Here is a 24,159-nt window from a genome sequence, read left to right on the forward strand (position 1 = left end):
AATCAGAACTAATCGATGGCAGATCAACCATTTTCCGGGCCCGAAATGCCCGATCAATTGAAAAAGTTAAGCGGTCACCTGAGGCTTATTCTCCTCGGTGTAATCGCTTTTGTACTTGCATTCACATCCTTCTTCACGGTGGATCCGGAGGAGGTCGGCGTGGTTATGCGATTTGGTGAATTTACCCGAACCACTGAACCCGGTCTTAATTTTAAGATTCCTTTTGTGGAAGAGGTACAGTTAGTGCCGATAGAACGCCAGCTGAAGCTTGAATTCGGCTATCGGACGATAAGTGCCGGGGTGCAATCCACATATCAAAAAGAGGGCTACAGGGATGAGTCACTGATGCTTACTGGCGACCTCAACCTGGCCGATGTGGAGTGGGTAGTACAATACCGCGTGGACGACCCGTTCCAGTTTTTATTCAAAATAAGAAATCCGGAGCAAACCTTGCGTGATGCCTCGGAGGCGGCAATTCGTCAGATTGTGGGCGATCGTACCGTGAACGAAGTACTTACCGTGGGACGTGCGGAGGTCGCGACCCGTGCGGAAGTGCTCATTCAGTCAATTTGTGAAGAATACGAAAACGGTATAAGAATAGAGCAGGTGGTATTGCAGGATGTGAATCCGCCTGAACGCGTGAAGCCCTCCTTTAACGACGTCAATGAAGCACAACAACAACGTGAAACGCTGATTAACGAAGCTAAATCAGCCTACAACCGGGTGATTCCACGAGCGCGCGGACAGGCCCAGGAGACAATCCAGAAAGCCGAGGGGTATGCGGTAGATCGTGTGAACCGAGCACGCGGTGAGGTCGCTCGGTTCAATGATCTGTATGCAGAATATCTCAAAGCTCCTGAAGTGACGAAGCAGCGGCTGTACCTGGAAACACTGGAAGAAATTTTGCCGAAGATCGGCAATAAAGTGGTGACCGATCAAAACGGGAACGGTGTGTTGCCCCTGCTGCAGATGCAGATGAATGGCAGTGGAGTTAGAAATCTGCAGGCACAGCAGGCAGGGAACTCTTCCGGCGGTTCAGGTTCAAATAATTCAGGAAATTAATTAAGTAGAAATTAAGTCATGAAAAATTTCACAAGAATTTCAGTTATCGTTGTCTTGGTAATCCTTGTATTGGTAGCCATGGACGGCTTTTATATCGTAGATGAAACAGAACAGGTAGTGTTAACACAGTTTGGCGCACCGGTGGGGGAAGTAAAAACCGAGCCGGGCATGAAGATGAAAATTCCCTTTATTCAGGAAGCTCATTATTTCGACAAGCGATACCTGGAGTGGGACGGCGACCGTAACCAGGTACCCACCAAGGACAAGAAGTTCATCTTTGTGGACACTTACGCCCGCTGGCAGATAACGGATCCATTGCAGTTCTTTAAACGGCTAAGAGATGAACGCGGCGCGCAATCCCGCCTGGATGATATCCTTGACGGGGAGACCCGTAACGCCATCGCTTCACATGATTTGGTTGAGCTGGTTCGCTCCACCAACCGTGAGCCGATACAGGAGGGCATTATTTCGGAGGTTGTGGAGGATTCGCTTGAGGATATTTCAGTGGGGCGCGACTCCATACAAACCGCCATCCAGCAGTTGGCCAACAAACGGGCCAGTGATCTGGGGCTGGCGGTGCTAGACTTCCGATTTAAGCGCATTAATTATGTGGAAGATGTCCGCCAGACCGTATACGACCGTATGGTCAGTGAACGGCAGCGCATTGCAGAGAAATTCCGATCAGAAGGGCAGGGAGAAGCCTCCCGCATCAATGGTGAAAAAGAGCGCGAGCTGAAGGAGATTCAGTCGGAAGCCTTCCGACGGGCGGAAGAGATTCGCGGTGCTGCAGATGCGGAGGCGGCTGCCGTATATGCCAATGCGTATGACAAATCACCACAGGCGCGCCAGCTCTACAGCTTTGTCCGCTCAATGGAGGCATACCGCAATACCTTCGATGACAAAACCTCGATCGTAATTTCCACAAACAGCGATTTCTTCCAGTTCCTGCAGGATATGGGTAATTAAATCTCAATTAACAATTGCTTAAATAACAATGTAATGCAGAGCGCCGCTCCGCAAAAAATAGCCAGGGAGATAATGCCCCTTTAAGTAAAAGGTGCGATAAACCAGAGGAAATCATGCGCATGATTTGGTTAAACGTTGCGCAACTCTTCACTCAACGTTGCGCATCGTTGATATCAATGGCGCGCACCATTTTTTGAATGCTGCGCAACGTTTTGCTTGATTTAACGTCAGTTCGATATATGATTTCTTATTAATAATCCCACGCTTGGTCCCGATGCTCTGCGTTGGGACCTATTGGGACGTTGCTCCGCGTCCAGTATAACCTATGGTGCCACAGAGACGCGGAGCGTCAGAGGGGCTTCCGCGCAGAGCGGACGGAAGCGAGCAGTTGGTGGAATAGTCCTCGGGCTAACCGGAATGCTGCTACATGCCGGTCAGCGACCGGTTTTTGGCACTGGAAGGGTAGTGGTTGAAAAAGGGATTGCGCGACCATCGGGGGAAAATAAGAACCGGGATTTACAGGATTAGAGGATCTGCAGGGATGGCAATGTTTACTGAGAAAGAATCCAGAAAATCCTTTAATCCTGTCCATCCTGATTCCAATGGGTGAAATGTGAAATTAAATGATCTTACATGCAAGATCATCGGCCACTGTCGTTCTAAACCAAAGGCACAGAACGAGATTGGAGTCAATAACGCGTTTAGGGGAAAGTGACTATCTCTTGAGGACAAGTGGTGTTGTTCAAATGTTTAACTGAAACAACGGCTGTGGACCTTGCGAGATCCTGAAACAAGTTCAGGATGACACAAAGGCTTCTCATGACCAATAACTAATTCTCTTCTATTTCCTCTAAAACTTCCAAGGCTTTTTTGCGACTTTCTCGGGTATCGACGACTGCTCCCAGCTTCATCAAAAGATTGTAGAGCCCAAGATGCACCCTCGTGCTGTAGATGAAGTGCTTGGAACCGCGCGGCTCATTCATGATAGGCGGCTCCTTGGCAAACCGGTTGATCAGCGCCTTGAATTCCGGATCCCCAAAATCAAACCGGTCATTTTTGTAGGGTTGGGCAAATGCCCGGCCGTAATTCATGCAGAATTTGAAGAAGCGTTCTTCTTTTTCCGGGTCATCCGGGTTCTCTTTTGTTATCTCAAGGTCGATAAAAAGTTTTCTGATTTTATCAATATCATCTTCCATGTGAATGGGGAGCAGACGAAGGTACTTGTTGGAAAACTCCAGTGGAAACTTTTTGACGCATCCGAAGTCAATGACACCAAGGCGACCATCTTCGGTAAAAAGGAAATTGCCGGGATGAGTATCGGCATGGACCGTATCGCGCTGCACCACCTGGTCGTGGAAGAAATCCCACAACAATTGTCCGAAATGATTACGTTCTTCCTGGGAGGGGGAGGTCTGCAGAAATTCCTTCAGGTGTTTTCCCTCTATAAACGTCATCGTTAATACTTTCTGCGTGGAAAGTTCTTCAATCCACTCTGGAGTGACAACCGCACCGTTCGAAAATCGTTTTCTGAATGCTTCGATCTGTTGGCCTTCCTGAATATAGTCGGTCTCCTCCATCAGCGTCGATTCAACCTCCTCAAAATAGTCGTCGAGATCGGCGCCCTTTTTGACAAACCGTTTGATCAGGATTTTAGCCATGCCGAGATCCGACTGGATCGTCTCCCGGACGTTGGGATATTGAATTTTTACCGCCACATCCCGCCCGTCTTTGAGTCGGGCCTTGTGAACCTGTCCTATTGAGGCTGCCGCCAGGGCTGAGGTGTTGAACGAGGAGAACACCTGTTCCGGGTAACTGCCGAGCTGCTTTTTGATGATCGACCGTGCGAGCGCTTTGTTAATCGGCGGCACGCTGTACTGTGCTTCACCCATAACTTCGGTAAACTCCTCGGGCAGCATCCCCTGGTCCATGCTTAGCGACTGCGCAATTTTGAGGGCCGTCCCACGTAGCTTGCTGAACTCATCAAACACCTCTCGCGCATTTTCGGTGTGAAAGCGGCTGCTCTCTTCTTTCGATTCTTTCCTACCGGCCGCCTTTTTGAGATGTCTTTTTGCATAATTGGTGCCCAGCTTCAGGCCTGTCTTTGCGAATATTTTGCCGCGCTCAAATTTAGATGAAGGAAAATCGTCACTCATTAATCTCGTATTTCAATTTCGGGGAACAGTTTCTTGATCGATTCAAATCCTCTGCCGAATATATTATTGGTGAACAGGAATTTTGCCAGTTCCAAGCCTTTATCGATCGTCGTGTTGTACATGATCTCCTGCAAGAACACAGTGTATTTGTCAGTGAGTTCCATGCTCACCTCTTTGCCCTCACTTTCCTCTTTCAGCCAGAAGCGGATTAGTGCAGTGTATTTTTTGTAAAGCAAACTATAGAGGTAGTCGTTTGTCAGGAGGGAGCTGCTCATTGAAATTCGGGGATCACTGGTGAAAAAATCTTTAATGAGTTGCCGGGATTTTGCTTCGAATTCGGTGGTTGTGTACGAACATAGAATCAAAGGCCGGAAAGTTTGGCGAACAAATTCCTCGTGTTCCCCAAACAGATCGAACGAGGTGTAGGCAAAGTTGGAGAGCTTTTCCGCCAGCGTGTAATCCTCAAATCCCTCAATTTCTTGCAGCATCAGCAGGTAGCGCACGATGATCGCCTCATAATAAAATAGCAGAATCGCCTTTTTGTTCGGGAAATACTCAAAAATATTGGCTACATCCAGGTCGACTTCTTCTGCAACGCGATGGAGCGTAAAATTTTTCCCCTGCTTTTCATACTGCTTGGCAGCTGCGTCCGCAATAGTAAACTTTATCTCAAATATCTCAGGATCAAAGTTGTCCATGACTTTAGTATCACCGGTTTACATGATGATTTTCAACAATAAATTTATGCATTGTACAGATGCATACCTGCTAACAATCTCTACGAGCAATTAAATCCAAAAGTTTTGCAAAACTCTCCAGAATTTAGGTTCATGATGGATAAGTTTTACATCGCATAAAATAATAGTCTCTGCCGGTTAACACGGATAAAAAACGTGATGATCATGGGTGATATTTTAATGTTTGTCGGTTTTGTAATGCTGGGATTTTGCGGGATGGAGATCGCCTCCTACGTGCTGCATCGCTTTATTTTTCATGGGATTTTATGGGATATCCATGAGTCTCACCACAGGCCCGCGCACGGCTGGTTTGAGATGAATGATCTGTTTTCACTCATTTTTGCTATGGTGTCCATCGGGTTAATAGTGTGGGGATCGGAGGATCCACTGGGCTCTGCGTCCTTCTCCATCGGTACTGGCATTGCAGTCTACGGCGTACTGTATTTTATCATCCACGATCTTTTTGCACATAAGCGGTTTATGCCGTTCAAAAGTGACAGCAAAATTATGCAGCTGATTCGCCGGGCGCACCAGCGTCACCACCAGTCGGTTGACCAAGAGGGGCAGGAGCCGTATGGTTTGTTCTTGTTTCCGTATGACAAATACAAAAGTGATAATCGGTAATTGTTGATTTATTGATGAAAGGGGCTTTAAGGTCGAGAAGTCCAAGGTCGGAAGGTCAAAGGTATGATTCATTTCCCTTGGATCTGGTGTTGAAACGTTGAATTGTTGAGCTGTTGAGTGAATTACCGGCTAAGTCCAAATATCTGTGCATTTATTTTGTAATATCTATTTTCTAAGTCAATGATTTACAATTTTCTTGTGGAAGCCATAATTAATAGGAATTTAACATATGGATCGTAAAAAATTTCTGTGGACTTCATTACTCGGGGCGTTGATACCTGCTGGCAAGTTTTCATTCTCTGGCAAAAGCGAGCAGGTGGTTGGACCAGTGGTCATTTCAACATGGGACAACCGAAAGGCGAATCGTGCAGCGTGGGATATTCTCTCAAAGGCAGGGACAGCCCTGGATGCCGTAGAAGCAGGTGCCCGTGTTCCGGAAGCCGACCCTGCTGATCACTCCGTAGGCTATGGTGGCTACCCGGACCGCACCGGCAAGGTAACGCTTGATGCCTGCATCATGAACGAGGAGTCGCGCTGTGGGTCGGTGGCTTTCCTGCAGGATATCAAACACCCGGTGTCAGTAGCTCGCAAAGTTCTGGAAAGCTCCCCACACGTCATGTTGGTTGGAGAAGGGGCACGGCAGTTTGCCATGAAACAGGGATTCAAAAAAGAGAATCTGCTCACCGACCACGCCCGAGAGGTGTGGGAGAGCTGGAAGAAAAACCCGGAATTCCCTGTTACAAGCTGGGACAAGTATATCAATCATGACACGATAGGTATTCTTGCACTTGATGAACAGGGTAATCTCTCCGGCGCCTGCACCACCAGCGGTATCGGGATGAAAATGCATGGTCGGGTTGGGGATTCGCCTCTAATCGGTGCGGGACTTTTCGTGGACAAGGAGATCGGGGCCGCAGCGGCAACCGGCGTTGGCGAAGAGGTGATCCGGGTTGCGGGCAGTCACCTGGTGGTTGAATTGATGCGTCATGGATCTTCACCAGTCGAGGCATGTAAACAGGCCGTTGACCGGATTGTGAGCAATAACGGAGGACAGATGGAGGGACAGGTTGGATTCCTTGCATTGAACAAAAATGGTGAGTATGGCGGGTATTCAATTCAACCGGGCTATTCATATGCTATTCGCGATATGAAAACCGAGGAGCTGGTAAAGAGTAAAAGTCGCTTTTAAAAAGTAAAGGTACCTAAAGCTACTGGAGTTTGTCCAGGATTTGTTCCGCCTGCCACAGGTGCCTACGCTGGTGGACCTCAACAACGGCAAAACACTCGGCAAGTCTCATTTTTATAAATGTTAGCAGGGGATTCGAGACCTTCACGCTATCCAGGTCAACTGACTTGATCCGTGCCTGCTCAAGTTCATCGATAAAGTTGTTTTGCAACGTATTGAACTCATCCAAAACGTTCGTTTTTTTCAGCGCCACAGATTTTGGGGTGAACGGTTTCACTGTTTTCATTTTCATCCTGTAGGGTGGAGCGAACAGCCAAATCACACCCTTCCAAATAAGGCGTGGAGTAAATGCGCTCTCCAAACTTTTGGATGGCTTCCCTTCTTCTGCTGACTCCATACCCCTGCGTATATTGCTCAAATACCGGTTGCCAAATTCGTTTAAATGACTATAGCACTCGGCAATACTCCAGGTTTCGGGGGCCGGACGTTGAACGAAAATATCTTCACTTAGGGGTTGGCAAAAGGAGATCGACCGATCCCTGGCCTGCGTAAATTGGTTTATAAACCACTGATACGTATATGGCTGAACACCTATAGAATCACTCATAGTTGAATGATTAATGCATAATTAACGACCTGAAAATAGCTAAAAATACGGGCAAGCTAGTTGAATTTAGGTTGATGTTCACTTCCAACATCTCACATCTTACGTTTAACTTCCATAATCCGTTTGTAGGACTCTTCTATCCGTTCTTTTGGAATTTCTCCATTTTCCACCAGCCGGTTTATAATGGATATTGCTCGCTGGGCAATGTCCTCTTCAAAGATGGAGTTATTGGCAAATACCAGCACGTCGAGTCCGGCATTAATGCCCTGTTTAAGCGCAGTCTGTAGCCCATATTGCGACCGGATTGCGTTCATCTGCATGTCATCAGAAAAAATAATTCCCCCGAAATTGAGGCTATCCCGTAGAACACCGGAAAGCACGGGCTTGGAGAGCGTGGCGGGATAGGTGGAATCCAGCTTTGCATTGAAGACGTGCGCTGTCATTACTGCCGGAATAGAATCGCTGGCGATTAAGTTTTGATAGGGTTTTAACTCAACAGGTTCCCAGGTCTCCGTCACATCGGCAATGCCTTTGTGGGAGTCGTTCCAGGCGCTCCCGTGTCCTGGAAAATGCTTCAACACCGGGATTATACCTGAATTTAGGTGTTCATCAACAACAATACGGGCATGTTTGGTGACCACATCGGGGTCCGCCGAAAAACTGCGCTCCAGCTTCCCGATAATCGGATTTTTGGGATTGGTATTTAGATCGACAACGGGGGCAAAATTCAGGTTGAATCCCAGCTTGTTGAGCAGTTCTGATTGATATCGTGCGTAAAAGCGGGTGGAGTCGGCATTATTAAGCGAACCAAGGTATTCTGCGGTAACGGTTTTGGGAAACCCAAATTTGGTCTTCAGCCGGGCCACGTTTCCTCCTTCTTGATCAACCGCTATAAAAAGAGGAGTGGAACTGACATTCTGAAGCTGGTGGTTCAGTTTTTTTACCTGTTCTGCTGACTGAATATTACGAAGGGGACTGTCTGTCGGAACATCGTAATCAAAAAGAATTACGCCGCCAATGTTCCCTTCTCTGATGTCTGCAACTATCGGGCTCTTCTCATCTACCTCGGTGCCCCGGAATCCCACCATCAGCATTTGCCCGATTTTATCCTCGAATGTGACTTCTTGTGCTGGTTGTGCACATCCCGATACACAGGTAACAATTGCCAAGACCAGTGATAAAAGCGTTCTCATCATAAAAAGGTGCCGGATGAAATTTTATCACAAGCTAACCATTTGAAGGCATAAGTCAATGGCTATGTTCCCTGTTGGGTTATGAGGCTGTCGAGTACCTGGTCAAGATTAAAGGAAGGCCGCACATCGTTATAACGTTCAATATTTCCCTTTGGATTCACCAGTATATAGAATGGAATTCCCCCGCCTCGATACTCTTTAAATGTATGTTGCTCAAATCCGTTGCCACCATACAGTTGCACCCAGGGATTCTCAAATCGCTGGATTGCACGTCGCCAAACAAGGCTGTCCTCTTCTATTGAGATAGCGACGATCTCGAAATTATCACGGGAATATTTCTTGTAAAGATCGCGCATGTGTGGAAATTCATCCAGGCAGGGAATGCACCAGGGAGCCCAGAAATCAAGCAGCACATATTTGCCTTCAAAATCCTCCATCTCAACAAGTTCTCCATATTGATTCGGCAGGGCGAAGTCAGCGGCCGGCTGCCCTGGAGAGACACTTTTTACTGCACCATAAAATTCCCTGAGAAAGGCAGTATATTCCTGAAAATCCTCGTATTCATTCAAATAATCCCGATAACTTGCTTCGGCCACTTGGGGGGACATTTCCCCAATTCGTTCGGCTACCAGGTGCATCCGGGCATAGGCTTTGGCTTTTCGTCCCTCAATATGATCCAACACCGATGTTCGCGCAGAATCGAGCGTAGAATATCCCAGCCGTTTTATATCATACTGCATTAATTCTTGCCCGTACTGTTGTTCAATCTGCTGCTCTACTCCGAAAGTGTTGGCATAAGCATTGGTGAAATCACGAATCCCTGCCCGTTGATTAGCAAGGACTTCAAAAGTAAAAAAGTTATATTTCTTAGCCTTTTCCAGAACGAGTTGTCGCTCTTTTTCGGGATCAAATCCATCTTGTCCTCTCCGATATTTAATCGATTCAAGCCGTTTCACAAGATATTCCCCGATCGCTTTATGATAATAGATTTCAAGTGGTGTGTCTCCCAGATGTCGTTTGGCGACAGATATACGGTTTTTATACAGCTCCAACACGTCATTTGGCTCACCATTGCGGAAGGCGGGCAGTCCTCTTTCAATCGATTGAAGAATTTTATTGTCAGTGGATAAGAAACTTGTGTACATCTTATCCCACTCTTGGGTATATCCGTCGACTGATACGGATTTGGGAAATGACGCCCGCTGGATATTGAGCTCAATCTGTTCCCCCGGAGATGCAATGACCGGGTATCGTTGCTCATCAATAACAAAGTTTACAACTTCTGTTGAATCTACCGGTATGTTGACTTGAAATCGCCCATTGGATTGGGGCTGGATTCTATACTGCGTGGTTGGACTGTATTTATAGTGCAGCTGTTGTTTTTGCAGCATTATATCAGAAGAACCGACATAATCCATCTGACCTGATATAGAACATCGATCAGTTTGTGCACAGGAGGTGAATACAACGATGAATCCTGTCAATAACAAGAGTTTACAGCTTTTCATGCGACTGGGCTAATTGTTTGACTGTATGCCAAATTAAAGAAATAAAAATATTTGTTCAGTAAACAGTTGTTAACAACTGTTTACTGAACATTATGTAGATTTAAAATTATTAGAACTGTTTTTCCCGTTTTAAGTTTTCTCCACAGGCAGTAGAAAGAATCCTGTCGGGCACAAAATAATTTTTCAATATTTTTTGTAACAGTTCCAGTGTGTGGCACTCTTGTGTACAAGAATTGGGAGAAATAAGATAATCATATTCCAAGGAGATGATTTAAAAACTAATATACTCTACAAAATAAAAGTTGTTAGAAGTATATTTTTTCTTCTGATCTAATAAATATGTAAATAAACATCCCTAATAAAATAATATTTCAGCTAATTATTTGATATTTTATAGTTAGGGAATTAAAGGTAAACCTTAAGACGCAAGCAGATGATTGAGAGTCACATAAATAAGGAACTCGAAGAGAAAATTGACCTATATATCAATGGTCAGCTTTCTCGGGAAGAAGTAGATGAATTGTGGGCTGAGCTAATACAGGACGGCAATCAGCTCGATTACCTTAAAACCGTTGCCAACACGAAGGCAGTGATTGAATCTGAACGTAAAAAGAGCAAGGTCTTCAGCCTGAAACGTTCGTGGAGCTATGCAGCAGCCGCTGTAGTTATACTCCTGGTCGCAGTGTTAACGGTGGTGAATTATCCCAATACACAGTCGCAAACCGTAGAGCCAATAGCCAGTATTGAATTGGATTATTATCGATCTGAGGATGGTGTGATTGGGAATGATTCCCAGCAGGAAGTGCTGAAAAACGCTCTGGCACTTGCTAACAGGGGTAACACGAGTGAAGCTATTACCCTGCTGGAACAAGAGGTCCAAAATGCCAGCAGTCCCAATTGGACAGCTGAACTTTATCTTAATATTGGCTCCTTGTACTATAATAGCGGGGATTACCAGCTTGCTACGCAGAATTTTCAGAAGGTAGTGGAGAAGAAAGAGGTTGATATACTGACCCGTGAGAAAGGGTATTGGTATCTCGGGAATGCATATTTCCAAATGAATCAACTGGACAAGGCGCAACAGGCCATCCAAAATGCATATCAATTGGATGGAGCATATCGCCGGGTGGCCAAGCACTACTTGGACGCCTTAGCCAGTGCCTAGAACAGCTGCAATTATTGTCTAACTTTATTTATTAGGCCCGGCCGTTAAGGTCGGGCTTTTTTTATGCTGCTTCTTTGAGATCGTGGCTATCCTTCCTTAGCTGAACCGTGTATGAAAGTCCCACCATCACCACTAAATAAAGGAGGAATCCACCGGCAAACAACAAGTTAGTAGATTGCTGCGGCTGTACGATCGGCCGGCTGCTGCCAATAAGCATGTAAGGCCCCCAATAATGCGGATTTGCATTCTTCTGTTTCAGGAAATGGATTTTTGCTTTTCTAAGCGCTTCAGATTTGCTGTCCCCTTTATTTATAGCTTTATAAAATTCGACGGCAAAGTCTGAGGCCATCATATCATTTACTGACCACAAATTGAGCACCAGGCTTTCTGCACCAGCATATCGTAATGCCCGGCTAATGCCTACAATGCCAGAGCCTTGCAGATACGAACCGGACCCTGATTCACAGGAATTTAGCATGATCAGTTCATTGGATAAATTCATCTCAAACAGTTCGTAAGCAAAAATTTGTCCATTAAACTGGTCCTGGTCTTTTTTATTTTCAGGTGCGCTCATATAGATTGTTGAGAAAAGGGGATCTTGTTCAGAAACTCTACTGTGAGTAGCCAGGTGGAGCACACGTGCCTTGGGAGCGTTTTGTCTAAAGGCATCTTCAGTCGAATTTTGTTCCAGCATAGTGCGGTGGGCTTCAAGATTTGTCAGCTCTCTGGATATCTGGGTAACCTCTTTTCCAGCATGCGGGAGTGGCATTAAGTTTGATCTGTCATCACTAAAGTCGGTAATACCGAATCCCACATAATCCCAATTGAATGATTTTTCGGTTTCGGTTCCATACACCAGTTCATTGAGTGAAGTCAGGTATTCCGTTCTGAACTGTTCAATTTGGTAGGTCGTCCCTCCGTAACTGTAGTTATGGGATGGAGCCTCTGCTGGCAAGATATCAATCGGCAACTGAAACAGGTAGCTGTCAGGAATCATAATTACATTTTCGGTAACATTTGGTATGTTAGAAAGCTCAAGTATTTCGCTGATTTGATACAATTTGTTAAGGTCAGTTTCGCCCTGTGAGAGCTCCTGGATCGCCTGTTCAAAAAGAGAGCGGGTGGATTTGTCTAATTCCACTTTCTGGAACTTTACATTGCGCCGCGAAATTTGGGCAAAATAGTACGTGTTCTTGAGTTCAGTAATGTGAATAATCAGATCTTTGGAGGTCAGCCGCTGCTGAATTTGATCAATGTTGACAGTTGGTCGATCGGCATACTGGGTGATTTTGCGGTCCAATGCCCGCTTTTGGGCATTCAGTCGATCAATTCTGCTCTGAAGGTCAAGTTGTTGATTATTGTCAGAGCTTAGTTGTTGTTTACGCAAACGGTCTAATTCCTGAGTCAAGTTACGGTATTGGGTGAGTTCCGACTCATTCAGTTGGCTGGACTTCACCATGGGATCCTGGTAAAAGCCAGCATCATTAATAGTTTTAAGCTGGTCCAGAGCCAGTACAGCTTCCCCCGGCCGATTGGTATCAATAAGTAGTTCTACCCAGAGCTTAAACGCATTAATGTACTCTTGTTCAACATTCCAGAAGCCAGATTGTAGATCGGTACTATTCTTTGCCCATTCAACTATTTGTTCAATAGCAGGCTTCATAATTTCATAGGCTTGTCGTTTTTGCTCCGTTTCTATTAGATAACCGGCCCGCAGTGCTTTTGCTTTAATAATTTCAGAAAAGTCGAGAAGGGACAAGTCAGAATTTTCAATTTCAACTAGAATATCTTCTACTTGTACAAGTTTCCCCAGTTTTAGTAGAATCCGAGCTTCATCAATCAGGGCATCTAAATAAGTAGGGGATTGTGTTTGTGTTTTGACAAAATCCTTAATATCCCTGTATATACCTATGGCTTTCATATACTCATTATTGTTTTCATATAACCTGGCATTTTCTCGAAGTAGAATTACATAGTGGTTGAAGTTTTGATTTTGGTTAAGTACTGATTTTGCTTTGTCAAAATAGTAAGAGGCGGAATCAGGATTAGAATTAAGGTCTCGATAAAAAACACCTAATGAGGTATAAATAGACCCAAGATCTCGAGTATTACCGTATTTTTTAGATAAGTTTAAAGCTTTATTGATATATCTGAGGGAGGAATTAATGTCTCCATTTCTTCGATAAAAGACATGCAAATTGCGTAATATTTCAAGTTGGTTATCATATCTTTCTTTCTTTTCAGCTATGTCTAATGATCTAAACTGAAATTGAAGATATCTATCAAAATCTCCACTTTTAAGGTGAGTAATACTTAAATTATTATAGAGACTTGACTTACTGACACGTAAATTTTGATTTTGTGCCCTACTGAGCACTTCCTGATAAATTTGCTTTGCACTTTGAATTTTACCTATCTGGTATAGATAAATTCCTGTTGTCTGGAGTAGATTTAGCTCTTCTTCTTTATCTTTTAAAAATTTTGAAAGAGGAATTGAGTAATTTCTTAAAATGTTAAGGCCTTTATCGTACAAGCCAAGGAGATACATAGTGTAGTCCCAATAGCGGTAAACTTTTGTTTTTATATTGGACAAAGGGACAAGTTTTTCATTCGCTATAATGGAATGTAAATTATGTATTTTGGTATAGTCGTCTGTCAAAAACAACACTCTTATCAGTGAGACCAAAAATAGTGATTTTTCGAGTGAATCAGTTTTGAGATTTGTAGAGCCTTCGTGCCAGGTATCAGCAATCTTTGTAAGGAAAGATTTTCTCAGTAATTTGCTTTTGAAGAGAAGTTGAAAATGTGCAAAGCTAAAGTCAGTTGAAAGAAGATCGGTACCTATTGAATCTTCAGCTATGACATTTTTAATGATTGAAACATAGTCAACATTTAAATTATTGAACTGTCCCGTGTTACTCTCAAATTTTTTGTATATAGCAGCTTGTATCTCGTGATTACTTTCTTCGAGCACAGCGGATAGAATCAAACGTGGAGAGCTGGTAATGTACCCTAGCTTTTCTAGATGTTTTGACTTAGAGTTATAGTTACAAAATGGGTACTTTAACTCTTTTAAAACTTCATGCTTAGGAGTCTGGGAGTGAATAAAATTCAACAACTCTTCGTGTTGCTTATTTTCACATAGCGCAGTAAGGGCCCAAAGATTAATGTCTACATTTTTCTCCTTTTCTATTTGATTCAGATAATGCGTTGTCTGGTTTCTTGCCTGATTTTTCAATTGATCCGTAGAAGTATTTTGAGGCAATAATCCCACCACAAAAAGAAGTAAGATTTGTAGGACCATAGAGACTATTAATTAGTTTAGCCTGACAAGCTACCAAGATCGATTCCATAAAACAACTGTAAAGCCAGCGAATTGTTTTTAATACATTTGATGTTAAGCCGCCTGTTGAAAAAAAGGTAATGACTGTTCAGATACTGAACGGGGATTCAAAATATTTATTCGGGTTTTTCGTAAATCGGCTGGACGTCATCGTCATTGCCGCCGAAGGTTTCCGGTGTGGGCTGGGCCGGCTGGTCGATGGTGGTCGGCTGGTCGGGGGCCTCGAAGGTGGCGTCGGTGACGGAGGCGCAACCGGCAGCCAGGGCGATGATCATGGAGAAAGCGAGTGTTTTGACAGAGAAAGTTTTGAGTGCGTTCATGGTCGAATAGATTTTAGTGTTTAAAAATAGTTGGGTTTCTGCTGGTTGAAGTTGAATTATTCGGGTTTTTCGTAAATCGGCTGGACGTCATCGTCATTGCCGCCGAAGGTTTCCGGTGTGGGCTGGGCCGGCTGGTCGATGGTGGTCGGCTGGTCGGGGGCCTCGAAGGTGGCGTCGGTGACGGAGGCGCAACCGGCAGCCAGGGCGATGATCATGGAGAAAGCGAGTGTTTTGACAGAGAAAGTTTTGAGTGCGTTCATGGTCGAATAGATTTTAGTGTTTAAAAATAGTTGGGTTTCTGCTGGTTGAAGTTGAATTATTCGGGTTTTTCGTAAATCGGCTGGACGTCATCGTCATTGCCGCCGAAGGTTTCCGGTGTGGGCTGGGCCGGCTGGTCGATGGTGGTCGGCTGCTCGGGGGCCTCGAAGGTGGCGTCGGTGACCGAGGCACAGCCGGCGGCCAGGGCGATGATCATGGAGAAAGCGAGTGTTTTGACAGAGAAAGTTTTGAGTGCGTTCATGGTAATTGTCCTTATTAGTTGTGATTGAATTTTTATTTTTTGGTGCCTTTTGTAAGACAAAACTCAAATTGCACCTGGTCAAATGTATATTATCCCATGAGAACAAGAGTGACTTATTGGGTTTTTGTTACAAAAAAAATCCCGTTGAGACATTTTTATCTGGGAAAAATAATCTGTGACGATTTTGTAGCCTAATCTAAATTATAAGTTTGATATAAAACTATTTGTAAATATAATATATAATCATATTTATTTGTTACAGTTAATATTATAAATTAAATTTTAGTTGGAATCTAGTGTTGGTCTAATATTTAATATTTTAAAAACATCTAGGTATAATAGCTTAGGTATTGCGTAAAGAGTAGTTTAATTATAATTGTTGGATTAAATTCAGTTACGAATGCTGGTAGGTAAATTCCCTATGTTAGATTTACTCCGGGGTTTTTAAATAGATAAAATAATAACAGTACAGATCCATCCCATTGAGTTCTTCCAGAGTTGATTATTCAGAACTAGTTGTCGCTTTACAGGAAAATAGAAAGGGTAAGGCAAACGACTTACTTGAAGAATTGCTTCCCCGGTTAATCGATTACCTCAAGGTAACCATGGGAGCAGATGAGCAGGATGCAGAAGAGTGTGTCCAGCAGGCCGTCTTGAATGTGCTTGAACAGATCAATAAGGATAATATCCGTAAAGAAAAGTACATTTTTATGTATATGATTCGGGCCTGCCGACACGAGTATTATCGATATGCCAAGGATAAGAATAAGTTTAACCATCCCATTGAAGACCATGAACAGCATATGATAGATCCTGCTGAACAGTATGAAAACCTATTGGAAGAAGAGCGCCAGGAGATTCTTAAAGAATGCTTAAAAGAGTTGCGTGCCAAATCGCGCCGTTTTATTGAGTACTTTATAGATAAACCACAGGCGACGACCAAGCAGGCCAGCGATCATTTCAATATTTCCGGTGCAAATGTGAGAACAAAGAAGTCCCGGATCTTAAGTCGTCTGCACCATTGTGTAAAACGAAAGTCCAATCAATAGCAGACTTCCAGTTTAATAAAAAGCTATTCTATTACGTCAGTTCCTGAATCGGTATGAGATGCCCATCTACAACGGCAAAGACCTTATCTTCCGGTTTAGGTTTAATTACATGGGTGCCGGTAAATTCTCCAAATGCTGGTAAAATTCCCTGATTGTTTCCAAAATAGAAGCAGGGAAGTTTCATTGACTGCCGTCCTTTTCCTCTTAGTTGTATTGCGGGATGAACATGTCCACTCAACAGGTAGCCGGGTTTTTGGGGATCGAATTGTACTTTTGAAAGATCATGAACCAGCAGAAATGGACCAATACGTAACTTGTGGAAAAGGTTAATACGGGAGGAATGGTAGGTGTCGCGCTCCAGAATATCATGATTACCGATAACAAGCGTTACTTCCAGTGCACGGTGCTTTGCTCGCCATTCAAAAAAATGATCCCATTCCCGGTTATGCCTGCTGTGGAAAAGATCACCCAGCGTTATGAGATGTTCGACTTCAACAGCTTTCAGTAGCCTATCGAGCAGTTCAAGATTTGTTGTATTTACACTTCCCGGAACGGGGATCCCATTCCGACGAAAATGCTCTGCCTTCCCAAGGTGTGGATCGGCAATCATCAGTATCTTTTTCTTTTCCCAAAAAAGCGCTTTTTGAGGGAGCAGCCAAAGCCGTTGTTTCTTCAGGTGCAGTCGTTTTGCATTTGGTATGCTTCTCATATTGCCACTTGTTTCTCCAGTTCAACCTGCATCTTCTTCACTTGGTCAATCAGCTTTTCGGAAGTTAGCCGCTCGCGCAGCCGATCAACCATAATCGGGAAGGCAAAAGGAGTAAATTTTTTCGTGTTCTTCAAGGTTATTTTTTGGGATTGAATACGTTTGAGGGCTTTGCGAAGCCTCACTTCATCGAGCTGATACGAGAGCACTTCATCATAGGCTTGCTGCAAGAGGAGGTTATCAGGTTCATACTCGGAGAATACATCGAAAAAGAGTCCGGATGACATCTGGAGATGGCGCCCGGTTTTCTTTTGGCCGGGATATCCCGGAAAGATAAGGCCTGAAATCTGGCAGATACCCCTGAAGCGGTGCCTGGCCATCTCTGTGTCATTAAGGCTGGAAAAGATATCTTCGACAAGATTCTCATCCGAAAAAAGATCCTGTTCCAGGGCCTGTTCAATGGGGATTTCTTTGTCAGAAAGCAGCTCAAATCCATAATCATTCATTGCAATGGAAAAGGTGATCGGCATTATTTGTGAGATGCGATAGGCTACCAGGGCGGACATCCCTTCATGCACATAACGGCCCTCAAAAGGGAAGAAAAAGAGATGGCAGCCCTCTTTTGAGAACGTTTTCTCTATCACCAGTTCATTCTCATCGGGCAGTATCGACCAGTTGTTCTGTACATCAAGAATCGGTTGGATGGTTTGAAGCTCAATATCATCCGTATCCCCCTCGATAGCCTCGTGCATTTTATGGCGCAGTATTTTCGACATATCGGAGGAAAGTGACATCCGCCCGCCCATCCAGCTTGGTACAATCGCTTTGGATGCGTTCGATCGGCGTACATAGGCCGTCATGTCTTTGGTACGGATTAGCTCTAGCGCGCGGCCTGCAAACCAGAACGTATCACCCGGTTTTAATTTCGTGATAAACCACTCCTCGATATTTCCCAGCGTTGCACCCTTCATATATTTTACCTTCATCATTGTATCGCTGGCGATGGTGCCGATCGACATCCGGTGGCGGCGTGCAATCTTTCGGTCAGTTACCCTGTAAACACCATCTTCGGCCACCAGCTTCGAATATTTGTCATACCGGGTCAGTGATTTCCCACCCGTGGTGAGGAAGTTCAGCAGCCAGTTCCATTCTTTCTCCGTCAGCGCCTGGTAGGCAAAGGTCGTCCTGAGCTCATTAAAAAGCAGGTCAGGCTGAAATCCATCTGATACCCCTAATGTCACCAAATATTGCACGAGTACGTCATAAGGCTTGAGGATGGGATCCCGGCTTTCCAGGGCATTCTTCGTTTCTGCCGCTGTTTTTAGTGCGGCAGCTTCAATCAGCTCGAGAGCATTGGTAGGCACAAAGTAAATTCGGCTGGTAGCCCCGGGTTGGTGACCGCTGCGACCGGCGCGTTGCAGGAACCGAGCCACACCCTTGGGGCTTCCCACCTGGATCACAGTTTCAACGGGTGTGAAGTCGACACCGAGATCAAGACTAGAAGTGCATACCACTGCCTTGAGAGACCCTTCGTGCAGCGATACTTCCACCCAGGACCGTATTTTGGGATCGAGTGAGCCGTGGTGCAGGGCAATTGAGCCCGCCAATTCGGGTTGGGCGTCCAGCAGTTGTTGAAACCAGACCTCCGATTGTGATCGCGTATTGCAAAAGATGAGGGTTGACTGGCTTTCATTGATAATCGGCAGTACTTTGGGCAAGAGCCGGGTACCCAGGTGCCCGGACCATGGAAACTTTTCGACATCGTCAGGTAGAACCGATTGGACTTCCATTTTTTTCTCAATATCAGCTTTGATAATTACTGGGCTATTAGATTGGCGATCGGTCCCCAACAGCACATCCAGAGCTTCCTCGAGGTTGCCGATAGTGGCTGAAATTCCCCAGATCTGTAATTCTTCCCGCAAGTGTTTTAGTCGCGAAAGCCCAAGTTCGGCCTGCGTGCCCCGTTTGGAACCCAACAATTCGTGCCACTCGTCCATGACTACCATCTGAAGATTTTCGAAGTAGTCGGGATAACCCTTTTGGGCCAGCAAAATGTGGAGACTTTCCGGTGTGGTGATAAGCACTTCCGGCATTTGCTCCTGCATCTTTTTTTTCTGATATGCCGAGACATCCCCGGTTCGCCGAGCTACCTCCCAGGGAATTTCTAGGTCATCAACCACGGTTTGCAGGGCTTGCTCCAGGTCCTTTGCCAGTGCGCGCAGTGGTGTGATCCATAGAAGTTGTAGTCCGTTATCGGCCAGTTCTTTGTACGTTTTGGGATGCTCATTCATCCAGTTAATCAGCAGTGGAATCCATAAAGCATAGGTTTTTCCACTTCCTGTAGGTGCATTCAGCAGGCCATTTTTGCCGGATAAAACGGCTTCCCACACTTCACGCTGGTAGTCAAACGGCTGCCAACCACGGTTTTTAAACCACTTTTCAACTTCTGCTAATCCAGGGGTATGATTCATGCTTGAGAAAGCTCAATTTTTTCCATACAAGAAATGTTTAACGCAGTCCGCAGTAATATAATTTATCGATTGCAGATTTAGTAGAGCGTCGGATCCAAATCTGATTTTGAGCCAAATTTTGTATTTGACTTAATCCTCCAACACAATTATTTAAGTGTTTGTGTAAATACGGACACACAGTTAGTTCACTTGAAGAAACTTCAAGGTTTACGGGATGGAAAAGAAAGAACATTTGGAAGGGTATTGGCGTGAAAATCTAAAATATGTTGGTATCCTGCTGACGATCTGGTTTATCGTATCTTTTGGGTTCGGAATAATACTCGTGGAACCGCTAAATACGATCCAGTTTGGGGGATTCAAATTGGGATTTTGGTTCGCACAGCAGGGTTCAATCTATGTTTTTGTGATTCTCATTTTCGTCTATGTCTGGCTGATGAACCGCCTCGACAAAAAGTTTGATCTGCATGAAGATTAGAAGAGTCACCAATTCTTAATTACCTCAGTGATTTATTAAAGTAACAGGATTAGATATTTATGGGCATACAGGGATGGACATATTTATTAGTAGGATTGACCTTTGCGATCTATATCGGCATCGCCATATGGGCGCGTGCTGCTTCTACAAGTGATTTTTATATAGCTGGTACAGGGGTTTCCCCGCTGGCCAATGGAATGGCAACTGCTGCAGACTGGATGTCGGCCGCTTCTTTTATCTCCATGGCGGGTCTTATTTCGTTTATGGGCTATGACGGGGCCGTCTACCTGATGGGGTGGACTGGCGGTTATGTGCTTTTGGCTCTATTGCTGGCACCTTATCTACGCAAGTTTGGAAAGTTTACAGTGCCCGACTTCATTGGTGATCGCTACTATTCAAACGTTGCCCGGACCGTTGCGGTGATCTGTGCGGTCATCGTTTCTTTTACTTACGTCGCTGGACAGATGCGTGGAGTAGGAGTGGTGTTTGCCCGCTTTTTGGAAGTACCTGTTAACATCGGGGTCTATATTGGCATGTTGATTGTCTTTTCCTATGCAGTGTTGGGCGGGATGAAGGGCATTACCTACACGCAGGTAGCCCAGTACTGCATCCTTATTTTTGCCTTTATGGTTCCGGCGTTTTTCATCTCTTTTCAACTGACCGGCGTCTTTATTCCCCAGATCGGCTTCGGAAGCACCCTGGCCGACAGTTCAACCTATCTGCTGGAAAAACTCAACCAGTTGAATACCGACCTGGGTTTTGCTGAATATACATCGGGTAGTCGCCCAACGATTGACGTTCTTGCGATTACCCTTGCTCTTATGGTGGGGACCGCGGGACTCCCACATGTCATCGTCCGCTTTTTCACCGTACCCAAAGTACGTGATGCCCGCAAATCCGTGGGATATGCACTGCTTTTCATTGCAATTCTATACACGACAGCCCCGGCCATTGCCGCTTTTGCCCGCGTAAATATGATCCAGACCGTATCCAACACAGAGTATTCTGAAGTGCCGACATGGTTCAGCAAGTGGGAGCAAACGGGGCTTATCTCTTTCGATGATAAAAACGAGGATGGCAGAATACAGTATGTAGCTGATGAAAGTGCAAATGAGTTGACGGTTGACCGTGATATTATGGTGCTGGCAAATCCCGAGATTGCAAATCTTCCCAGCTGGGTGGTGGGCTTGGTGGCTGCAGGCGGTTTGGCCGCTGCGTTGTCCACAGCTGCGGGATTGCTGTTGGTGATTTCAACCAGTATTTCTCATGATTTAATTAAGAAACAGATTTATCCATCGATCTCCGAAAAAATGGAATTGGTATGGGCCAGAATTGCGGCCGGATTTGCAGTTATGGTAGCTGGATATTTTGGTATTAATCCGCCGGGGTTTGTGGCAGCGACCGTGGCACTGGCATTTGGCCTGGCTGCGGCCTCTTTCTTCCCAGCCATTCTGCTGGGTATCTTTGATAAACGAATGAACCGACAGGGCGCCATTACAGGTATGATTGTGGGCATCGTATTGATGCTGTTTTACATGATTAAATACAAGCTCGGTGGCTTCGGCGGTGGAACGGAAGCCGACTGGTGGTTTGGCATATCGCCGGAAGGGTTTGGTACAATTGCGGGTTTGGTGAATCTCGTCGTGGCTTTTACCATCTCCCGGTACACCCAGGAGCCACCGGAAGATGTACAGGAGATGGTGGAAGAGATCCGGTATCCTGCCCAAGTGGTAAAAGGTTTCGATGAGAAGAAAGTATCAGAGTAGCTTGTCAGGCGTCTAGAGAATCTTTGCAATAGGTGTGAGAAAAATTGTGTGAACCGCCAAAGCAAAAACTTATTTATAACCGGTTATTAGTAGAACGAAATCAATAGTGAATTAAATTTTACTTGATCAGAAACTGTTATTAAATACTTGATTCTGATCTCAAATTATTTAACATACCTGAACCGAATAAAGTAATTTCAATTTTGTAAGAAGGGATGAACCTATGTGGTTAAACATCAAGTCATTTGAAGAATACAAGAAGGTATATGATGAAAGCGTGAAAGATCCAGAGGCGTTTTGGGAGCACGAAGCGGGGACCTTTTACTGGCGCAAGCGATGGGATAAAACACACAGCGGTAGTTTTGAAGAAGGTAACGTAAAGTGGTTCGAAGGTGGTAAAATGAATATTACTGAGAACTGCCTCGATCGCCACCTGAATACCATCGGGAATAAACCCGCCTTTATTTTTGAACCCAACCATCCCGACTCCTTCCGCAGGACAATCACCTATCGTCAGCTTCACGAGGATGTCTGTCGGTTCGCGAATGTGCTGGAGGAACAAGGGATTAAAAAAGGAGACCGGGTAGCCATCTATATGGCTATGACTCCTGAGCTGGCAATTGCTGCATTGGCCTGTGCTCGTATTGGTGCCGTTCACTCGATCGTTTTTGCCGGCTTTTCCGCACAATCGCTGGCCGAGCGTATCCAGGACTGCGATGCCAAAATGCTGATCACCAACGATGGTCTGCGCCGCGGCGACAAGCACGTGCCGTTGAAGGATATTTCCGACGAGGCACTCGAAGATTGCCCCTCCGTTGAAAACGTCATCGTCTGCCAGCGCACCAACCGTGATATCGACTGGAAAGAAGGACGCGACCAGTGGTGGCATATGCTGATTCGCAACGCATCCAAAGAGCATGAAGCCGTAGAGATGGATGCCGAGGATCCGCTGTTTATTCTCTACACCTCCGGCTCAACCGGCAAGCCCAAAGGCCAGGTGCATACCTGTGGCGGCTATATGGTGTATGTAAGTTACACAATGCGGAATGTGTTCCAGGTGGAAGAAAATGATGTCTACTGGTGTACGGCCGATGCGGGCTGGATTACCGGTCACTCTTACGTGACATACGGGCCGTTGCTTAATGGCAATACCAGCATCATTTTTGAAGGTACGCCTACGTATCCCGATCCCGGTCGCTTATGGGAGGTTGTCGAAAAGTATAAAGTTACGCACTTCTACACGGCACCGACCGCCATCCGGGCCCTAATGAAAGAAGACATTGAATATGTAAACAAATATGATCTTAGCTCGCTGAAAGTGCTCGGTACGGTCGGAGAGCCGATTAACGAAGAAGCCTGGCACTGGTATCACGATAAAATTGGAAACGGAGAATGTCCCATTGTCGACACCTGGTGGCAGACCGAGACCGGGGGCATCATGATTTCACCACTTGCGGGCATTACACCCACAAAACCGGGTTACGCAACGCTGCCACTGCCGGGAATTCAGCCTGCGCTGGTCGATGAAAATGGAGAGGAGATCAGAGGCAACGGCGTGCAGGGCAATCTTGTGATTAAAAAACCGTGGCCTGGCATGACGCGTGGCATCTGGGGTGAGCACGAGCGGTACATGGATACCTACTTTAATCCCTATAAAGGATATTACTTTACCGGGGATGGTTGTAAACGCGACGAGGATGGCTACTATCGTATTACCGGTCGCGTGGATGACGTGCTCAATGTGAGCGGTCACCGCTTGGGTACAGCCGAGATCGAGAATGCCATTGACGAGCATCCCAAAGTGGTAGAGTCGGCCGTGGTAGGATATCCACACGACATCAAAGGTGAGGGTGTTTTTGCCTTTATGATTACCGAAAATGGCGTCTCCAGTCCCGAGGATTTCAAGAAGGAGATTCACGATCTTGTGAGTAAGATCATTAGTCCCATTGCCAAGCCGGATAAAATCCAGATCGTGAGTGGATTACCGAAGACCCGCTCCGGTAAAATTATGCGGCGTATTCTCCGAAAGGTTGCCGCGGGTGAAGCCGACGACCTGGGCGATACGTCAACACTGCTCGACCCAAGCGTCGTTGAAGATATCAAAGGCGGAAAGTCGTACTAGACAAGTAAATAGCAAGTCTTAAGAAATCATAAACCTCCAGGGTTTCTCAACCTTGGAGGTTTTTTATTGGGAAGTGATTCACTTAAGAGTTTGGCTGATCTTTTAGCCAGTGGATTTTATAGAAACGAGCATCTCCAATTCCACCTCAACGGTGGGATGTATTTTTAAAAAGAGTTTTAGCAAAAA

General features: G+C 45.3%; 20 protein-coding genes. 9 read left to right on the plus strand and 11 right to left on the minus strand.

Annotated elements, in window-relative coordinates:
* Nucleotides 1–15 precede the first annotated feature (15 nt).
* Nucleotides 16–1,062 carry an FtsH protease activity modulator HflK gene (hflK, locus tag NC796_RS13285; RefSeq protein WP_310685050.1) on the plus strand — a complete coding sequence of 349 codons (1,047 nt, stop codon included), beginning with the start codon at nt 16–18 and terminating at the stop codon, nt 1,060–1,062.
* Nucleotides 1,063–1,080: 18 nt separating this feature from the next.
* A complete protein-coding gene (hflC, locus tag NC796_RS13290; protein WP_310685051.1) occupies nt 1,081–2,028 on the plus strand; it encodes a protease modulator HflC in 948 nt (315 codons plus the stop codon).
* Nucleotides 2,029–2,858: 830 nt separating this feature from the next.
* Here the strand turns inward: hflC and NC796_RS13295 are convergent.
* Both NC796_RS13295 and NC796_RS13300 read right to left on the minus strand, forming a co-directional pair.
* Nucleotides 2,859–4,181 carry an AarF/ABC1/UbiB kinase family protein gene (locus NC796_RS13295; protein ID WP_310685052.1) on the minus strand — a complete coding sequence of 441 codons (1,323 nt, stop codon included), beginning with the start codon at nt 4,179–4,181 and terminating at the stop codon, nt 2,859–2,861.
* Entirely contained in the window at nt 4,181–4,879 is a 699-nt protein-coding gene (locus NC796_RS13300) for a TetR/AcrR family transcriptional regulator (RefSeq protein ID WP_310685053.1), read from the minus strand. The genes NC796_RS13295 and NC796_RS13300 overlap by 1 nt, the downstream gene beginning before the upstream one ends.
* A 204-nt stretch (nt 4,880–5,083) precedes the next feature.
* Between NC796_RS13300 and NC796_RS13305 the strand changes: the two genes are divergently transcribed.
* Together NC796_RS13305 and NC796_RS13310 are read left to right on the plus strand one after the other, a co-directional pair.
* Complete coding sequence (locus NC796_RS13305; RefSeq protein ID WP_310685054.1) at nt 5,084–5,542, plus strand: sterol desaturase family protein; 459 nt, start codon at nt 5,084–5,086, stop codon at nt 5,540–5,542.
* A gap of 229 nt (nt 5,543–5,771) precedes the next feature.
* Entirely contained in the window at nt 5,772–6,731 is a 960-nt protein-coding gene (locus NC796_RS13310) for a N(4)-(beta-N-acetylglucosaminyl)-L-asparaginase (RefSeq protein WP_310685055.1), read from the plus strand.
* A 19-nt stretch (nt 6,732–6,750) separates the two neighbouring features.
* On the opposite strand, the gene NC796_RS13315 is transcribed toward NC796_RS13310, so the two are convergent.
* The 3 genes from NC796_RS13315 to NC796_RS13325 all read right to left on the minus strand — a co-directional run bounded on the left by NC796_RS13315 (nt 6,751) and on the right by NC796_RS13325 (nt 10,036).
* Nucleotides 6,751–7,335 (minus strand): DinB family protein, encoded by a 585-nt coding sequence (locus NC796_RS13315; protein ID WP_310685057.1) that lies wholly within the window; start codon nt 7,333–7,335, stop codon nt 6,751–6,753.
* A 92-nt stretch (nt 7,336–7,427) separates the two neighbouring features.
* Entirely contained in the window at nt 7,428–8,531 is a 1,104-nt protein-coding gene (locus NC796_RS13320; RefSeq protein WP_310685059.1) for a glycoside hydrolase family 3 N-terminal domain-containing protein, read from the minus strand.
* Between the two features lie 59 nt (nt 8,532–8,590).
* Nucleotides 8,591–10,036, minus strand: coding sequence for a TlpA disulfide reductase family protein (locus NC796_RS13325; RefSeq protein ID WP_310685061.1), 1,446 nt, complete (start codon nt 10,034–10,036; stop codon nt 8,591–8,593).
* 433 nt (nt 10,037–10,469) lie between these two features.
* Here NC796_RS13325 and NC796_RS13330 point away from each other — a divergent pair, with 433 nt between their 5' ends.
* Nucleotides 10,470–11,201, plus strand: a complete 732-nt coding sequence (locus tag NC796_RS13330) for a tetratricopeptide repeat protein (RefSeq protein ID WP_310685062.1) — start codon at nt 10,470–10,472, stop codon at nt 11,199–11,201.
* Nucleotides 11,202–11,262: 61 nt separating this feature from the next.
* Here the strand turns inward: NC796_RS13330 and NC796_RS13335 are convergent, their stop codons facing one another.
* The 4 genes from NC796_RS13335 to NC796_RS13350 all read right to left on the minus strand — a co-directional run bounded on the left by NC796_RS13335 (nt 11,263) and on the right by NC796_RS13350 (nt 15,384).
* The gene (locus tag NC796_RS13335; protein WP_310685063.1) at nt 11,263–14,505 is read right to left on the minus strand and encodes a CHAT domain-containing protein; all 3,243 of its coding nucleotides are present in this window, start codon (nt 14,503–14,505) and stop codon (nt 11,263–11,265) included.
* A gap of 155 nt (nt 14,506–14,660) precedes the next feature.
* Nucleotides 14,661–14,864: a hypothetical protein gene (locus NC796_RS13340; protein ID WP_310685064.1), complete on the minus strand. Its 204-nt coding sequence runs from the start codon at nt 14,862–14,864 to the stop codon at nt 14,661–14,663.
* A 56-nt stretch (nt 14,865–14,920) separates the two neighbouring features.
* Nucleotides 14,921–15,124: a hypothetical protein gene (locus tag NC796_RS13345; RefSeq protein WP_310685064.1), complete on the minus strand. Its 204-nt coding sequence runs from the start codon at nt 15,122–15,124 to the stop codon at nt 14,921–14,923.
* A 56-nt stretch (nt 15,125–15,180) separates the two neighbouring features.
* Entirely contained in the window at nt 15,181–15,384 is a 204-nt protein-coding gene (locus tag NC796_RS13350) for a hypothetical protein (RefSeq protein ID WP_310685065.1), read from the minus strand.
* A gap of 482 nt (nt 15,385–15,866) precedes the next feature.
* Between NC796_RS13350 and NC796_RS13355 the strand changes: the two genes are divergently transcribed.
* On the plus strand, nt 15,867–16,433 hold the full coding sequence (locus NC796_RS13355) for a sigma-70 family RNA polymerase sigma factor (RefSeq protein ID WP_310685066.1): 567 nt from the start codon (nt 15,867–15,869) through the stop codon (nt 16,431–16,433).
* 31 nt (nt 16,434–16,464) lie between these two features.
* Here the strand turns inward: NC796_RS13355 and pdeM are convergent, their stop codons facing one another.
* Together pdeM and NC796_RS13365 are read right to left on the minus strand one after the other, a co-directional pair.
* A complete protein-coding gene (gene pdeM, locus NC796_RS13360; protein ID WP_310685067.1) occupies nt 16,465–17,142 on the minus strand; it encodes a ligase-associated DNA damage response endonuclease PdeM in 678 nt (225 codons plus the stop codon).
* On the minus strand, nt 17,139–19,610 hold the full coding sequence (locus NC796_RS13365; protein ID WP_310685068.1) for a ligase-associated DNA damage response DEXH box helicase: 2,472 nt from the start codon (nt 19,608–19,610) through the stop codon (nt 17,139–17,141). The genes pdeM and NC796_RS13365 overlap by 4 nt, the downstream gene beginning before the upstream one ends.
* 214 nt (nt 19,611–19,824) lie before the next feature.
* Here NC796_RS13365 and NC796_RS13370 point away from each other — a divergent pair, with 214 nt between their 5' ends.
* From NC796_RS13370 to acs, 3 genes are all read left to right on the plus strand, one after another.
* Nucleotides 19,825–20,085 carry a DUF4212 domain-containing protein gene (locus NC796_RS13370; RefSeq protein ID WP_310685069.1) on the plus strand — a complete coding sequence of 87 codons (261 nt, stop codon included), beginning with the start codon at nt 19,825–19,827 and terminating at the stop codon, nt 20,083–20,085.
* Nucleotides 20,086–20,144: 59 nt separating this feature from the next.
* Nucleotides 20,145–21,851 carry a sodium:solute symporter family protein gene (locus NC796_RS13375; RefSeq protein ID WP_310685070.1) on the plus strand — a complete coding sequence of 569 codons (1,707 nt, stop codon included), beginning with the start codon at nt 20,145–20,147 and terminating at the stop codon, nt 21,849–21,851.
* A 223-nt stretch (nt 21,852–22,074) separates the two neighbouring features.
* Nucleotides 22,075–23,973, plus strand: coding sequence for an acetate--CoA ligase (gene acs / locus NC796_RS13380; RefSeq protein WP_310685071.1), 1,899 nt, complete (start codon nt 22,075–22,077; stop codon nt 23,971–23,973).
* Nucleotides 23,974–24,159: the final 186 nt, after the last annotated feature.

The sequence above is a fragment of the Aliifodinibius sp. S!AR15-10 genome (assembly GCF_031569985.1).
GTDB lineage: Bacteria > Bacteroidota > Rhodothermia > Balneolales > Balneolaceae > JAMQKA01.

Excerpts from the sequence above, each read along its gene's own strand:
- hflK (WP_310685050.1), top strand. The coding sequence starts at position 16 with ATGGCAGATCAACCATTTTCCGGGCCCGAAATGCCCGATCAATTGAAA.
- hflC (WP_310685051.1), top strand. The coding sequence starts at position 1,081 with ATGAAAAATTTCACAAGAATTTCAGTTATCGTTGTCTTGGTAATCCTT.
- NC796_RS13295 (WP_310685052.1), bottom strand. The coding sequence starts at position 4,181 with ATGAGTGACGATTTTCCTTCATCTAAATTTGAGCGCGGCAAAATATTC.
- NC796_RS13300 (WP_310685053.1), bottom strand. The coding sequence starts at position 4,879 with ATGGACAACTTTGATCCTGAGATATTTGAGATAAAGTTTACTATTGCG.
- NC796_RS13305 (WP_310685054.1), top strand. The coding sequence starts at position 5,084 with ATGGGTGATATTTTAATGTTTGTCGGTTTTGTAATGCTGGGATTTTGC.
- NC796_RS13310 (WP_310685055.1), top strand. The coding sequence starts at position 5,772 with ATGGATCGTAAAAAATTTCTGTGGACTTCATTACTCGGGGCGTTGATA.
- NC796_RS13315 (WP_310685057.1), bottom strand. The coding sequence starts at position 7,335 with ATGAGTGATTCTATAGGTGTTCAGCCATATACGTATCAGTGGTTTATA.
- NC796_RS13320 (WP_310685059.1), bottom strand. The coding sequence starts at position 8,531 with ATGATGAGAACGCTTTTATCACTGGTCTTGGCAATTGTTACCTGTGTA.
- NC796_RS13325 (WP_310685061.1), bottom strand. The coding sequence starts at position 10,036 with ATGAAAAGCTGTAAACTCTTGTTATTGACAGGATTCATCGTTGTATTC.
- NC796_RS13330 (WP_310685062.1), top strand. The coding sequence starts at position 10,470 with ATGATTGAGAGTCACATAAATAAGGAACTCGAAGAGAAAATTGACCTA.
- NC796_RS13335 (WP_310685063.1), bottom strand. The coding sequence starts at position 14,505 with ATGGTCCTACAAATCTTACTTCTTTTTGTGGTGGGATTATTGCCTCAA.
- NC796_RS13340 (WP_310685064.1), bottom strand. The coding sequence starts at position 14,864 with ATGAACGCACTCAAAACTTTCTCTGTCAAAACACTCGCTTTCTCCATG.
- NC796_RS13345 (WP_310685064.1), bottom strand. The coding sequence starts at position 15,124 with ATGAACGCACTCAAAACTTTCTCTGTCAAAACACTCGCTTTCTCCATG.
- NC796_RS13350 (WP_310685065.1), bottom strand. The coding sequence starts at position 15,384 with ATGAACGCACTCAAAACTTTCTCTGTCAAAACACTCGCTTTCTCCATG.
- pdeM (WP_310685067.1), bottom strand. The coding sequence starts at position 17,142 with ATGAGAAGCATACCAAATGCAAAACGACTGCACCTGAAGAAACAACGG.
- NC796_RS13365 (WP_310685068.1), bottom strand. The coding sequence starts at position 19,610 with ATGAATCATACCCCTGGATTAGCAGAAGTTGAAAAGTGGTTTAAAAAC.
- NC796_RS13370 (WP_310685069.1), top strand. The coding sequence starts at position 19,825 with ATGGAAAAGAAAGAACATTTGGAAGGGTATTGGCGTGAAAATCTAAAA.
- NC796_RS13375 (WP_310685070.1), top strand. The coding sequence starts at position 20,145 with ATGGGCATACAGGGATGGACATATTTATTAGTAGGATTGACCTTTGCG.
- acs (WP_310685071.1), top strand. The coding sequence starts at position 22,075 with ATGTGGTTAAACATCAAGTCATTTGAAGAATACAAGAAGGTATATGAT.